The sequence below is a fragment of the Escherichia sp. E10V5 genome, from assembly GCF_004212315.1.
GTDB lineage: Bacteria > Pseudomonadota > Gammaproteobacteria > Enterobacterales > Enterobacteriaceae > Escherichia.
Map to the genome: position 1 here is coordinate 182,783 of NZ_RHJM01000015.1, position 14,001 is coordinate 196,783.

Genomic DNA, 14,001 nt, shown 5'->3' on the forward strand with positions numbered 1-14,001 from the left:
AGGTAATCACTCAACAACGATGCATACCTGATATTAATAATGGCAGGATTATTTCAAGTCGGGTAAGTCGTTGTATAAGCCCTGTTTAATTCCCGCTAATGGAATAAGGTTATTAACCGCAGCGGCATAATTCACTGCGGCGACCCAGCCATCATAATTGGCATTTATTTCAGCCGATTGCGCCTGAAAGACATCTTGCTCGACGGTTAATAGATCATTCAGGCTGCGTTTACCCAATTTATATTCATTTTGGTACACATCTCTCGTTTTGTGCGCACTTTCAGATTGCGCTAACCCAGCCTCTTCACGACCCCGTGCGCCAGTCCAGTTGGCATACGCCACCGACGCTCGTTGAAGCACGTCCAGTTTTGCCTGCTCAACCTGCGAAGCAGAGATTTTTTGTTGCCCTTCGGCCTGTTGCACCTGGGCTGAAACCGCGCCGCCCTGATACAGCGGCGCGTTGACGTTCAGTTGTAACTGATCATCCCAATACGAGCGGTCGCTGGTCTGGTAGCGCGTTTTGCCGCCCTGAATACTGAGCGTAGGCCAGTATTGCGATTTGGTTTTCTCCACGCCGTACTGGGCAGACTGGCGTAAGTTTTCTGCCGCCAGTACCAGCGGGATGGACTGATAGTCGATATTTTTTAGCGACACTGGCTGTTCGGCTAATGCGGCTGGCGGCGAAGCTATCGCCTCCGGCTGTACGCCTGTGAGCACCGCCAGCTGTGCTTTGGCGCTTGTCATCTGTGCCTGATATTGTTCCAGCGTCGAGCGCATTCCCGCTATACGCGTTTGCGCCTGTAACTCATCGGATGATGAATTAAGCCCGGCGTTGGCGCGTAGTGCGGCCATGTTGTAGACGTTTTCCAGAGAGTGAATGTTACGTTGCGCTGCGTCGCACAAAGCCTGATAACGACTGACTTCCATATAGGTCGTCGCCGTCTTTTCGGCTACGTCGGTTAAGGTTGCCATCAATTTAAAGCGGTAGCTGTCACGAGCAGCAGTTTGCAGTTTGATATCGTTACTGGTTTTACCAAAGTCATACACCAGCTGCGTCAGGGTTATGCCATAAGAAACGTTGTTATCCAGCCTGCCGCTGGAGTCCGTTTGCCGGGAAGGCCCCGCATTACCCGTTAAACCGATGTGCGGATACCAGGCGCTTTTGGCTTCATCGATTTGCGCTTCACCAATACCTATCTGCGCCGCCTGTTGGGTGACGTCGGGGTTTCGCGCAAAGGCACGCAATATGCTTTCCTGTAACGATAAACTGGCAACCGGCGTAACCGCAGGAGCATTGGCCCATTGCGGTAATGGCGCAGCAAGCGCGTCTCCACCCATCACAATAAAACTGATTAAAAATATCAGACCTTTATTTTTACGGTTTTTTAATTGTAATCGCGCCATAGATAAGTCACTTCCTTCCAGGTCATTATTTTAACTGATCTTTATAACCAGCATCATTTTATTTAAGAAGGGTAATAACTTGTGCATCTCTTTTGTTTTTACTTCCCCCATTAAAAGAAATGCAGTGAAAAAGCTTATACGTTATTTATTAAGAATACACTACGACTTTTAGTTTACCATCATCCTCGTTAAGAATAATCCACGATAAGAAGTGATAGAAATCACAGTTTTATCGTCTATATATCTTTTTGGTGTGAATTATTTATTAAAAGCATAAGCAAGGGATTAAATTAAGGATAAAAAATAAAAGCGCAGTGCAGAAAGCACTGCGCACAAGAAGGTTTATACCGTTTTATTCCGTTTCATTACCATTGCCACAATAAGGCTTAGTAATAGTGCGCCTATAATCCACATCAGCGCACTGCTGCCCTGGGACCACAGGCTGTAAATAAAACCGATGATCACCAACAACATAACCAGCGTGCCAACGATGAGGATTGGCAACGAGGCGTGGATATCATGACGCAGGCGGATAGCGACCATAAACACCGCCAGGTAACAGACCAAAAAAGTGGCACTGGCGACGCTGGCGAGCGAGCCTAAATTCAACGCCGCCGTCATCAGCATGATCAACACCACCACGATGATGTTGCCCCATGTGCTCTGCCGCCACAGGGATTTATTCATTAGCTTCGGCAGTTCATGCTCGCTGCCCATGTTGTCCATGATATTAAATACCGCGAACAGGTTAGCGTTAATGGCTGAAGCCGTCGCCAGTAAAGCGCCGATCACCACAATCACATACCCCACATGCCCGAGCAGCGGAGAAGCGGCCTGCGCTACCGCGGTATCGGCATATTTTTCTAACTCTAATGCCGAAACATCGCTAAGCAGTACCAGCGCTAGTGCGATGTAAAGCAGCGTAGTAACGCCAATCGCCACCAGAAACGCCCGTGGCATAATGACCGCCGGATCTTTCACTTTATCCGCTGCGTTCGCCATCATGCCAAAGCCCGCGTAGGCAAGGAAGGTAATCCCGATACAAGAGAAGAACGCGCCGGAAGTGGGGGGCGCGGAGACAGAAATGTGCGCAGGTTGTAGCGACCAGACACCCGCAATGATCAACAACAACAGGATCATCATTTTGATGCCAACGAGGATAACTTCCAGTCGACCTACCGCGTGGTTGCTTAAAGAGTTGAAGAGAGTCATCAGCGCAATGATAGCCAGCGCGTACAGCAAAATAAGATGCTCATCCTGGCTGCCTTCATGCAGAAACTGCACGGCATAAGCACCAAATGCGCGGGCAACCATAGCAATACTCACCGCCAGCGTCATCAGGTAAAGCAAGGATAATGCCAGTGAAAAGACGCCGTTCCCTAATCCCCGGCGAAAGAAGTCAATAATCCCGCCATTACTGGGATAACTCGCCCCAAGTCGCGCATAGGCATAACCGGAAAACATCGCCACTATGCCGCCAAAGGCAAAGGCGACCCAGGTTGAGGCTTCCATTAACAACGCCGCCTGCCCCAGCAGGGCAAAGATCCCTGCCCCCACCATTGCCCCGATGCCAATGGAAACGACGTTCCATAGCCCGAGGGGTTTGTTACCGTTATCACCTTCCGCGTTCATCATGATCAGCCCTTAAACACGTTATAGCCGAGTTGGTTAGCAACAGATGCCACCATTTTCTGACCCCGAACACTATTACCGTCTTCATCCAGCGGCGGGGAGAACGCGGCAATCCCCATCACGCCAGGTACTACCGCCAGAATGCCGCCGCCAACGCCGCTTTTTCCTGGCAAACCAACGCGATACGCCCAGTCACCGGAGCGACCATACAGCCCTTCCATCATCATTTCGGCCAGAATGTATGGCACGTTGTCGGCCTGCAGAATGCGTTTTTGACTTAGCGGATTAACACCGCCCGCCGCCAGCGTCGCGCCAAGCGTCGCCAGTTCCACGGTATTGATGAGCGTGGAACATTGGCGAGTGTAGACATCACAGGCTTCCATCGCATCGCAATAGAGATATCCGGCGGAGTACAGCAGCCAGGCAATAGCGCGGTTATGGAAGTTGGTTGTTTGTTCCGACTGGTTGACTTCGTCAGAGAGCGCGACTTGTTCTCCTGCAAGCTGTTGTTGAATATGTAAAATTCGCTGCCAGCGTTGTTCTGCATTCTCGGCTTTAATCAGACTGACGGCGGCGATAGCCCCCGCATTAACCAGCGGTGATAACGGTTTGCCACCATGAAGCTCTAAGGCAATGACCGAGTTAAAGGGAAGTCCGGTGGGATCTGCGCCAATTTTATCTTGTACAGCCTGCGGGCCGACATCTTCTAACGCGAGGGCTAACGTACAGACTTTGGAGATGGATTCCAGCGCAAAGCGGTAATCACTGTCACCGGCACTATAGATATTGCCATCGCAGGTTACGATAGCGACGCTCGCCAGTTGGCTGGGGACATTCGCCAGAAAGGGGATGTAGTCGGCGTTTTGTCCGCCGCTAAGTGAGTGAAATTGGGTATACGCCTGATCCACTGCTTGTTGTAATTTGTTTGCATCTAACATCTTTTGTTAACTCCTTTTTATAGATGCGGGAGGTATTTCCTCACCCCGATGCCAGTTTTCAGGCATCCTGATTTAACTTAGCACCCGTACTTTAGATAAAGGAAAACAAAGAGATAAATGTCTAATTCTGATGCTAATTGCGCCAATTTTTTAATCTCTGCCGACTTTTCATTTCGCTGATAAATAATTTCTTGACCTTCCCCTTGCTGGAAGGTTTACCCTTTATCACAGTCAGTCAACACTGTCTTAAAGGAGTACGTTATGTCACAAACTATCGACCTGACCCTGGACGGCCTGTCCTGCGGTCACTGCGTTAAACGCGTGAAAGAAAGTCTCGAACAGCGCCCGGACGTTGAGCAGGCGGATGTGTCTGTCACTGAAGCACACGTTACCGGCACTGCAAGTGCAGAACAGCTGATCGAAACCATCAAACAAGCGGGTTATGACGCATCTCTAAGCCACCCAAAGGCTAAACCGCTGGCGGAGTCATCAATCCCGTCGGAAGCACTGACAGCGGTTTCTGATGAGCTTCCGGCAGCGACCGCCGATGACGATGACAGCCAGCAGTTGCTGCTGAGCGGCATGAGCTGCGCCAGCTGTGTCACCCGCGTACAAAATGCGCTGCAAAGCGTACCGGGCGTCACCCAGGCACGGGTAAACCTGGCGGAGCGTACTGCGCTGGTGATGGGCAGTGCCTCCCCACAAGATTTAGTCCAGGCGGTGGAGAAAGCAGGTTACGGCGCAGAGGCAATTGAAGATGACGCTAAACGTCGTGAGCGCCAGCAAGAAACCGCCATCGCTACAATGAAGCGCTTCCGCTGGCAGGCGATTGTCGCCCTGGCGGTGGGTATCCCGGTGATGGTCTGGGGGATGATCGGCGATAACATGATGGTTACCGCCGACAACCGCAGCCTGTGGCTGGTTATCGGCCTGATAACGCTGGCGGTGATGGTTTTCGCGGGCGGACATTTTTACCGTAGCGCATGGAAAAGCCTGCGCAACGGTGCGGCGACGATGGATACGCTGGTGGCGCTGGGTACGGGCGTGGCGTGGCTCTATTCAATGAGCGTCAACCTGTGGCCGCAGTGGTTCCCGATGGAAGCGCGACATCTTTATTACGAAGCCAGCGCGATGATTATCGGTCTGATCAATCTCGGTCATATGCTGGAAGCGCGCGCACGTCAGCGTTCTTCAAAGGCGCTGGAGAAGTTACTCGATTTAACGCCGCCAACGGCGCGCCTGGTTACTGACGAAGGTGAAAAAAGCGTGCCGCTGGCGGAAGTTCAGCCAGGCATGCTACTGCGCCTGACGACGGGCGACCGCGTGCCGGTAGATGGTGAAATTACCCAGGGCGAAGCGTGGCTGGATGAAGCGATGCTGACGGGCGAACCTATCCCGCAGCAAAAGGGCGAAGGCGATAGCGTCCATGCCGGGACAGTGGTTCAGGACGGTAGCGTGCTGTTTCGTGCCAGTGCGGTTGGCAGCCATACCACGCTGTCGCGGATTATTCGCATGGTGCGCCAGGCCCAGAGCAGCAAGCCAGAAATCGGTCAGCTGGCGGATAAAATCTCTGCCGTATTTGTGCCAGTAGTGGTGGTTATTGCGCTGATCAGTGCGGCAATCTGGTATTTCTTTGGTCCGGCACCGCAGATTGTCTATACCCTGGTGATCGCCACCACGGTGCTGATTATCGCCTGTCCGTGTGCGCTGGGGCTGGCGACGCCGATGTCGATTATTTCCGGCGTCGGGCGGGCGGCTGAGTTTGGTGTGCTGGTGCGGGACGCCGACGCACTGCAACGCGCCAGTACGCTTGATACCGTCGTGTTCGATAAAACCGGGACGCTGACCGAAGGGAAGCCGCAGGTTGTCGCGGTAAAAACATTTGCTGATGTTGATGAAGCGCAGGCATTGCGTCTGGCGGCGGCGCTGGAGCAAGGTTCCAGCCATCCGCTGGCACGAGCGATCCTCGATAAAGCAGGCGATATGCAGCTACCGCAGGTCAACGATTTCCGCACATTGCGCGGGCTGGGCGTGAGCGGTGAAGCAGAAGGTCATGCGTTATTGCTGGGTAATCAGGCGTTGCTAAATGACCAGCAAGTCGATACTAAAGCGATTGAAGCAGATATTTCAGCTCAGGCATCGCAAGGCGCAACGCCTGTGCTGCTGGCGGTTGACGGGAAAGCGGTGGCCTTGCTGGCAGTACGCGATCCGTTGCGTAATGATAGCGTGGCGGCGCTGCAACGTCTGCATAAAGCGGGATATCGTCTGGTGATGTTGACCGGGGATAACCCAACCACCGCCAAAGCAATCGCCAAAGAAGCTGGAATTGATGAAGTGATTGCCGGGGTGCTGCCGGACGGCAAAGCCGAAGCGATCAAACGTCTGCAAAGTGAAGGACGTCAGGTGGCAATGGTGGGCGACGGCATTAACGACGCGCCAGCGCTGGCCCAGGCGGATGTCGGTATTGCGATGGGGGGCGGCAGTGATGTTGCCATTGAAACCGCGGCGATTACCCTGATGCGCCATAGCCTGATGGGTGTTGCGGATGCGCTCGCGATTTCCCGTGCAACGCTGCGCAACATGAAGCAGAACCTGCTCGGCGCGTTTATCTACAACAGTATCGGTATTCCGGTCGCCGCCGGTATTTTGTGGCCGTTCACCGGAACACTGCTTAACCCGGTAGTCGCCGGAGCGGCAATGGCGCTCTCGTCGATTACCGTAGTGAGTAACGCCAACCGATTGCTGCGGTTTAAACCGAAGGAATAAGTACGTCATTGCGGATGCGCTGCTTAGGGCGGCGCATTTGGCATCGACGCATGACTGCCGGATGCGGCGTAAACGCCTTATCCGGCCTACGGTTCAGGCATTAGTTTGTAGGCCTGATAAGACGCGCCAGCGTCGCATCAGGCAATGGTGCTCGGATGCCGGATGCGGCGTGAACGCCTTATCCGACCAACGAGATGAAGCGATGTTTTGACCTTACGCAACCTTCTTTGCACGCTCTTCACGGCGTGCCAAATAGTCAGCCACTGTTTCAATCCGTTCCAATTCTTCTTGTGTACGCATGTTGTTTTCAACTTCCCAAAGATCAACCGCCGCCTGGAGGTTTAGCCAAAAATCGACTGTGGTATCAAAAACTTTAGCCAGACGAAATGCCATTTCAGTGGTGAGTTTACGATTGTTATTGATCAGTGCACTGACGCTATTACGATGAACATGCAGCAACTCTGCTAACTCATTGATTTTCAAATCGAGCGGTTCCAGATATTCATAGAGAAGAATATCTCCGGGTGTCGTCGGTTTTCTTGTCGCCTGTTTCATGGTTTTTAACTGTTGCTTCCTTGTGAAATAGCGATACAGGAACATACTGAAGCATACAAACACATCAAACAAGTCCCCAACTCCATTTGCTATTTGCGCCATCCCTCCCCGCGCGCTAGCATGATATTTCACAAAGGGAGGTCGTATGGATCTGTTGTACCGGGTAAAAACGCTTTGGGCCGCGCTGCGCGGTAATCATTACACCTGGCCTGCTATCGATATCTCTCTTCCCGGCAATCGCCATTTTCATCTGATTGGCAGTATTCATATGGGGAGTCACGATATGGCTCCCCTGCCCACCCGTTTGCTCAAAAAACTCAAAAACGCCGATGCGCTGATCGTCGAGGCGGATGTTTCCACCAGCGATACGCCTTTTGCCAATTTGCCAGCCTGCGAGGCGCTGGAAGAGCGCATTAGCGAAGAACAATTGCAAAATCTGCAGCACATTAGCCAGGAGATGGGCATTTCTCCCTCACTCTTTTCTACCCAACCGTTGTGGCAAATCGCGATGGTTCTTCAGGCGACACAGGCGCAAAAACTGGGGCTGCGGGCAGAATACGGTATCGATTACCAGTTATTGCAGGCGGCGAAGCAACAACATAAACCTGTAATTGAACTGGAAGGGGCAGAAAAGCAAATTGCCATGTTGCTCCAGCTTCCCGACAAAGGACAGGCGCTGCTGGACGATACGCTGACCCACTGGCATACCAACGCACGGTTGCTGCAACAAATGATGAGTTGGTGGCTGAATGCACCGCCACAAAATAATGAAATAACGCTGCCCAATACGTTCAGTCAGTCGCTGTACGATGTCCTGATGCACCAGAGAAATCTCGCCTGGCGGGATAAACTGCATGCCATGCCGCCAGGGCGCTATGTGGTCGCGGTCGGTGCTTTACATCTGTATGGAGAAGGAAATTTGCCGCAAATGTTGCGCTAAAAAAATGGCCAATATCGCTATTGGCCCGTCAAAGAGGAATTTCATATTTTTATTATTATGCCGTCGCTTTAAACGACGGTGTAAGTCGATTGTCGCTCAATCTCACCATCCTGCCAATACTCTTAGGCAAGATGGCACTTTTTTTGGACCACCATCAGGCGTATGCTTGCTTCGTTTTTTTGTTTAAGGCAGGAAAATTACGATGACACCGGCAGTTAAATTACTCGAAAAAAACAAAATTTCTTTTCAGGTTCATACCTACGAACACGATCCGGCAGAAACCAATTTTGGCGATGAAGTCGTCAAAAAATTAGGTTTGAATCCGGATCAGGTCTACAAAACGCTGCTGGTCGCAGTGAATGGCGATATGAAACACCTTGCCGTGGCCGTCACGCCAGTCGCAGGTCAATTAGATCTCAAAAAAGTAGCAAAGGCGCTGGGTGCCAAGAAAGTAGAGATGGCCGATCCGATGGTCGCGCAGCGTTCAACGGGATATCTGGTTGGGGGAATTAGCCCATTAGGGCAGAAAAAACGTCTGCCGACGATTATCGACGCCCCCGCACAAGAATTTGCCACTATTTATGTTTCCGGCGGTAAACGCGGGCTGGATATCGAACTGGCGGCAGGCGACTTGGCGAAGATCCTCGATGCTAAATTTGCTGATATCGCCCGTCGCGATTAAGCATTGTGCCGGATGTGAGCATCCGGCACTTTCAGATTACTGCCAGCTCACCTCACCTTTCGGTTCATAGACACTCACATCCAGCGGCGAGTTTTTCTGGATATATGCCTTCAGCACTTCGGCATCAATAAAGCCGGTATTCACATAGCCCGGTTTGTTATCAAGGTGCGGGTAACCATCACCGCCAGTAGCATTAAAGTTTAATGTTGCCATGCGGTAGGTTTTTGCCGGATCGACCGGTTCGCCTTTGATTTTCAGGTCGTTGAGTTTGCCGTCTTTCGCCACAAAGCTGACGTTGGCAAATTGCGGGTAGGCACCGGAATCCGGCTTCATCTGCGCGACGGCAGTCAGATAATCAATCGCCTCTTTACCGGTCATGTCGGCATACACCACCACATTGCCGAACGGCTGCACTTTCAGCACGTTTTTATAGCTGATATTGCCTGCCTCGATAGAATCACGAATCCCGCCTCCGCTCATCACCGCAAAGTCAGCACCAGTACGATCCATTTGGGCTGCCAGAATCAACCGCCCCATATTGGTCTGTACAAAACGCACTTTGTCACGATCGCCTTCCAGACGACCGTTGGTTTCGCCTATTTTCACTTCCAGCTGCGCTTTGCCTTTGTTCTGGAACGGCGATAACAGCGAGATCATTTGCTGGTTTTCAGCTATTTCAGGGGTGTACAGCACACGCTCGCTTTTCCCGTCTTCCCAGGTGACTTTTTTCTTCAGGTTCACCGGAATCAGCTGGTAGTTGACCATTTTCATTTCGCCGTTGCGAAACTCAAAGTCGGCCCGACCAACGTACTTGCCCCACTCATGTGCTTGTACAATCCAGATGCCGTTTTGTTGATCCGGTTTGCATGGCGTACCAGGAACGTAATCTACCTGCTTTTTATTTTCCGCAGCCATACAAACGGGATCTTGCGAATGTCCGCCGACAATCATCGCCAGCGATCCGGCCGGCAAACTGCGCGCCATCTCTACATCCCCCGGCGCGTTAGAACCGTGCTCACCGTTGTCGTAATGCCCCATATGGGTCGCCGCGATAATAATGTCCGGCTTTTCTGTCTGTTGCAGCTCCTGGATCACCAGTTTGGCTTCGTCGGCAGGTTTACGGAATTCAATGTCGGTGAAGTTTTCTGGGTTACCTAACTTCGCTGTTTCATCAGTTGTTAAACCGATAACGGCGATTTTCAGATCCTGGCGCTTAAACAGCGCCCAGGGTTTAAACAGGCGCTCGCCGGTACTTTTTTGATAGATATTGGCAGAGAGCAACGGGAACTTTGCCCACTTTTCCTGCTGGCGTAATACGGTGAGCGGGTTATCAAATTCATGATTGCCAATCGCCATTGCATCATAGCCCACCAGATTCATGCCGCGAAAATCTGGCTCTGCGTCCTGTAAGTCAGACTCCGGCACACCGGTATTAATGTCGCCACCAGAAAGTAGCAGCACGCTCCCGCCTTCAGCGGCGACCTCTTTACGAATACCGTCCACCAGCGTTTTTTGTGCCGCCAGACCGTATTCGCCATATTCATTGCGCCAGAAATGACCGTGATGGTCGTTGGTATGCAGAACCGTAATTTTATAGGTTTTATCCTGCTCATAGGCCAACGCAGTTTCACTCGCCAGTGACAATGTGGTTAACAGTGCTAATGCCACACCTCGCTGCAATAATTTCATACTTCTCTCCCTGACCAGATAATAACGTGTTGAAAATTAGTATGACGCGACATCATAGACAAGTCTGCGTTCGGTTACGATAAATCTACATCCAGATTGGAAATTCTGTTTTCCACATTGAGACTTCCTTCAATCAGCGCATACAGGTATGTTAGTCGGGTAATAATCACAAATAAGATCATTCTTTACATCGCAACCCTAAAAAAGTGACTTTCCTATGGCAATGAGTGAACAAACCCAGCCTGTGGCGGGCGCGGCTGCATCGACCACTAAGGCTCGCACATCGTTTGGCATTTTAGGCGCTATCAGCCTTTCGCATCTGCTGAACGACATGATCCAATCGCTGATTCTGGCGATTTATCCGCTATTACAGTCAGAGTTTTCCCTGACGTTTATGCAGATTGGGCTGATAACCCTCACCTTCCAGCTCGCCTCTTCGCTGCTGCAACCGGTCGTCGGCTACTGGACAGATAAATACCCAATGCCGTGGTCGTTGCCAATTGGCATGTGCTTTACCTTAAGCGGCCTGGTATTGCTGGCGCTGGCGGGCAGTTTTGGCTCGGTGTTGCTGGCGGCGGCGCTGGTCGGTACCGGTTCGTCGGTCTTTCATCCGGAATCTTCCCGCGTGGCACGTATGGCGTCAGGCGGACGTCATGGTCTGGCGCAATCCATCTTCCAGGTCGGCGGTAACTTTGGCAGTTCGTTGGGACCTTTGCTGGCGGCGGTGCTCATCGCCCCCTATGGCAAAGGCAACGTTGCATGGTTTGTACTGGCGGCACTGCTGGCAATCGTGGTGTTGGCGCAAATCAGCCGCTGGTACTCTGCGCAGCACCGAATGAGTAAAGGCAAGCCGAAAGCGCCAATAATCAATCCGCTGCCACGAAATAAGGTCGTGCTGGCTGTTTGCGTACTGTTAGTGCTGATTTTCTCGAAATATTTCTATATGGCGAGCATCAGCAGCTATTACACCTTTTATCTGATGGAAAAATTCGGATTATCCATCCAGAATGCCCAACTTCATCTGTTTGCCTTCCTGTTTGCCGTTGCGGCGGGGACGGTGATTGGCGGGCCTGTTGGCGATAAGATTGGTCGAAAATATGTAATTTGGGGCTCTATCCTCGGCGTTGCGCCTTTTACGCTTATTTTACCGTACGCAAGCCTGCACTGGACGGGGGTTTTGACGGTGATTATTGGATTTATCCTCGCCTCGGCGTTTTCTGCCATTCTGGTTTATGCGCAAGAGCTGTTGCCGGGGCGTATCGGCATGGTTTCCGGGCTCTTTTTCGGTTTTGCTTTTGGCATGGGTGGCCTTGGAGCCGCAGTTCTGGGGCTTATCGCCGACCATACCAGTATCGAGTTAGTTTATAAAATCTGTGCTTTCCTGCCGCTTCTTGGCATGTTGACCATATTCTTACCTGATAATCGGCATAAATCCTGAATTCCCGGCAGCCAAAGGTAAACTTTGGCTGCTTCATTTTGCAGTAACCATAAGCCTTTCCTCTTCATACACCTCATCACTTTTCCGATCCGTGCCTTTTTTGCGGCTGATTCCATTTTTCTGCAAAATTCAATAATTATTCATAAACATCATCTATGAAATTGTCATAAACTATTACCTGTAATTTTGGTTTTCCCGGCCAAAATATGGACAACCACCACCAGGAAAAGGAGACGGAATGCATCACGCCACCCCGCTTATCACCACAATTGTTGGCGGCCTTGTGCTTGCCTTTATCCTCGGCATGCTGGCCAATAAACTGCGTATTTCTCCTCTGGTGGGATATCTGTTAGCGGGTGTGCTGGCAGGCCCCTTTACCCCAGGTTTTGTTGCCGATACAAAACTTGCGCCTGAACTGGCGGAACTGGGCGTTATTTTGCTGATGTTCGGCGTCGGTTTGCATTTTTCGCTCAAGGATTTGATGGCGGTAAAGTCCATCGCCATTCCCGGCGCGGTCGCCCAGATAGCCGTGGCGACACTGCTGGGTATGGCTCTTTCTGCCGTGATCGGCTGGTCGTTAATGACCGGCATCGTGTTCGGTTTGTGTCTTTCCACCGCCAGTACCGTGGTGCTGCTGCGCGCACTTGAAGAACGGCAGTTGATAGACAGCCAGCGAGGGCAAATCGCCATTGGCTGGCTGATTGTGGAAGACCTGGTGATGGTCCTGACGCTGGTGTTGCTGCCAGCGGTAGCCGGAATGCTGGAACAGGGCGATGTGGGCTTTGCGACGCTGGCGCTGGATATGAGTATCACCATCGGCAAAGTCGTCGCGTTTATTGCCATTATGATGTTGGTAGGTCGCCGTCTGGTGCCGTGGATTATGGCACGTAGCGCGGCAACGGGTTCGCGCGAGCTGTTTACCCTGTCGGTGCTGGCGCTGGCGTTAGGGATTGCTTTTGGCGCGGTGGAGCTGTTTGACGTCTCCTTTGCACTCGGCGCGTTCTTTGCCGGGATGGTGCTGAATGAGTCCGAACTTAGCCACCGTGCCGCCCACGATACACTGCCATTACGTGATGCGTTTGCAGTGTTGTTCTTCGTCTCTGTCGGGATGTTGTTTGATCCGTTAATCCTGATTCAGCAGCCGTTGGCGGTGCTGGCTACGCTGGCGATTATTCTGTTTGGTAAATCGGTTGCGGCGCTTTTCCTCGTCCGGTTGTTTGGTCACTCCCAGCGTACGGCATTGACCATCGCCGCCAGCCTGGCGCAAATTGGTGAGTTCGCCTTTATTCTGGCGGGTCTGGGGATGGCGCTGAATCTGCTGCCGCAGGCCGGGCAAAACCTGGTGCTGGCGGGGGCGATTTTGTCGATTATGCTCAACCCGGTGCTGTTCGCGCTGCTGGAGAAATACCTGGCGAAAACCGAAACGCTGGAAGAGCAGACGCTGGAGGAAGCTATCGAAGAAGAGAAGCAGATTCCGGTTGATATCTGCAACCATGCGCTGCTGGTAGGTTATGGTCGTGTGGGCAGCCTGCTGGGGGAGAAATTGCTCGCGTCTGATATTCCTTTAGTGGTGATTGAGACGTCACGTACTCGCGTCGACGAACTGCGTGAGCGCGGAGTCCGGGCGGTATTAGGCAACGCGGCTAACGAAGAGATTATGCAACTGGCGCATCTGGAATGTGCAAAATGGCTGATCCTGACGATTCCCAACGGTTACGAAGCCGGCGAGATTGTGGCGTCTGCTCGCGCGAAAAACCCGGATATTGAGATTATCGCCCGCGCCCATTATGACGACGAGGTGGCATATATCACCGAACGTGGCGCAAATCAGGTGGTGATGGGCGAGCGTGAAATTGCCCGCACCATGCTGGAACTGCTGGAAACGCCACCGGCAGGTGAAGTGGTGACGGGGTAAACGGTGGTTGCCGGATAATAGGCGCGGATATGTAGGCCTGAT

Annotated in this window: 10 protein-coding genes; 5 read left to right on the forward strand and 5 right to left on the reverse strand. The window is 52.1% G+C overall.

Annotated elements, in window-relative coordinates; genetic code table 11:
• Positions 1-48: 48 nt before the first annotated feature.
• The 3 genes from D9738_RS12340 to glsA all read right to left on the reverse strand — a co-directional run bounded on the left by D9738_RS12340 (position 49) and on the right by glsA (position 3,974).
• Positions 49-1,404, reverse strand: coding sequence for a TolC family outer membrane protein (locus D9738_RS12340; RefSeq protein ID WP_130215513.1), 1,356 nt, complete (start codon positions 1,402-1,404; stop codon positions 49-51).
• Positions 1,405-1,746: 342 nt separating this feature from the next.
• Positions 1,747-3,039, reverse strand: a complete 1,293-nt coding sequence (locus D9738_RS12345) for an APC family permease (RefSeq protein WP_130206329.1) — start codon at positions 3,037-3,039, stop codon at positions 1,747-1,749.
• A gap of 2 nt (positions 3,040-3,041) precedes the next feature.
• Entirely contained in the window at positions 3,042-3,974 is a 933-nt protein-coding gene (gene glsA / locus D9738_RS12350; protein ID WP_130215511.1) for a glutaminase A, read from the reverse strand.
• 261 nt (positions 3,975-4,235) lie between these two features.
• Here glsA and copA point away from each other — a divergent pair, with 261 nt between their 5' ends.
• A complete protein-coding gene (gene copA / locus D9738_RS12355; protein ID WP_130260285.1) occupies positions 4,236-6,740 on the forward strand; it encodes a copper-exporting P-type ATPase CopA in 2,505 nt (834 codons plus the stop codon).
• Positions 6,741-6,953: 213 nt separating this feature from the next.
• Here the strand turns inward: copA and D9738_RS12360 are convergent, their stop codons facing one another.
• A complete protein-coding gene (locus D9738_RS12360; protein ID WP_130260286.1) occupies positions 6,954-7,295 on the reverse strand; it encodes a HigA family addiction module antitoxin in 342 nt (113 codons plus the stop codon).
• A gap of 145 nt (positions 7,296-7,440) precedes the next feature.
• Here D9738_RS12360 and D9738_RS12370 point away from each other — a divergent pair, with 145 nt between their 5' ends.
• Both D9738_RS12370 and ybaK read left to right on the forward strand, forming a co-directional pair.
• Positions 7,441-8,235: a TraB/GumN family protein gene (locus D9738_RS12370; protein WP_130260287.1), complete on the forward strand. Its 795-nt coding sequence runs from the start codon at positions 7,441-7,443 to the stop codon at positions 8,233-8,235.
• 202 nt (positions 8,236-8,437) lie between these two features.
• A complete protein-coding gene (ybaK, locus tag D9738_RS12375; protein WP_130260288.1) occupies positions 8,438-8,917 on the forward strand; it encodes a Cys-tRNA(Pro)/Cys-tRNA(Cys) deacylase YbaK in 480 nt (159 codons plus the stop codon).
• Between the two features lie 36 nt (positions 8,918-8,953).
• Here the strand turns inward: ybaK and ushA are convergent, their stop codons facing one another.
• Positions 8,954-10,606, reverse strand: coding sequence for a bifunctional UDP-sugar hydrolase/5'-nucleotidase (gene ushA / locus D9738_RS12380; RefSeq protein ID WP_130206319.1), 1,653 nt, complete (start codon positions 10,604-10,606; stop codon positions 8,954-8,956).
• A gap of 217 nt (positions 10,607-10,823) precedes the next feature.
• On the opposite strand from ushA, the gene fsr reads away from it, so the two are divergent.
• Together fsr and ybaL are read left to right on the forward strand one after the other, a co-directional pair.
• Complete coding sequence (gene fsr, locus D9738_RS12385; protein WP_130206317.1) at positions 10,824-12,044, forward strand: fosmidomycin MFS transporter; 1,221 nt, start codon at positions 10,824-10,826, stop codon at positions 12,042-12,044.
• Between the two features lie 238 nt (positions 12,045-12,282).
• On the forward strand, positions 12,283-13,959 hold the full coding sequence (gene ybaL, locus D9738_RS12390) for a YbaL family putative K(+) efflux transporter (protein WP_130260289.1): 1,677 nt from the start codon (positions 12,283-12,285) through the stop codon (positions 13,957-13,959).
• Positions 13,960-14,001 lie beyond the last annotated feature (42 nt).

Excerpts from the sequence above, each read along its gene's own strand:
- copA (WP_130260285.1), top strand. The coding sequence starts at position 4,236 with ATGTCACAAACTATCGACCTGACCCTGGACGGCCTGTCCTGCGGTCAC.
- D9738_RS12370 (WP_130260287.1), top strand. The coding sequence starts at position 7,441 with ATGGATCTGTTGTACCGGGTAAAAACGCTTTGGGCCGCGCTGCGCGGT.
- fsr (WP_130206317.1), top strand. The coding sequence starts at position 10,824 with ATGGCAATGAGTGAACAAACCCAGCCTGTGGCGGGCGCGGCTGCATCG.
- D9738_RS12340 (WP_130215513.1), bottom strand. The coding sequence starts at position 1,404 with ATGGCGCGATTACAATTAAAAAACCGTAAAAATAAAGGTCTGATATTT.
- ybaL (WP_130260289.1), top strand. The coding sequence starts at position 12,283 with ATGCATCACGCCACCCCGCTTATCACCACAATTGTTGGCGGCCTTGTG.
- D9738_RS12360 (WP_130260286.1), bottom strand. The coding sequence starts at position 7,295 with ATGAAACAGGCGACAAGAAAACCGACGACACCCGGAGATATTCTTCTC.
- D9738_RS12345 (WP_130206329.1), bottom strand. The coding sequence starts at position 3,039 with ATGATGAACGCGGAAGGTGATAACGGTAACAAACCCCTCGGGCTATGG.
- ushA (WP_130206319.1), bottom strand. The coding sequence starts at position 10,606 with ATGAAATTATTGCAGCGAGGTGTGGCATTAGCACTGTTAACCACATTG.
- glsA (WP_130215511.1), bottom strand. The coding sequence starts at position 3,974 with ATGTTAGATGCAAACAAATTACAACAAGCAGTGGATCAGGCGTATACC.
- ybaK (WP_130260288.1), top strand. The coding sequence starts at position 8,438 with ATGACACCGGCAGTTAAATTACTCGAAAAAAACAAAATTTCTTTTCAG.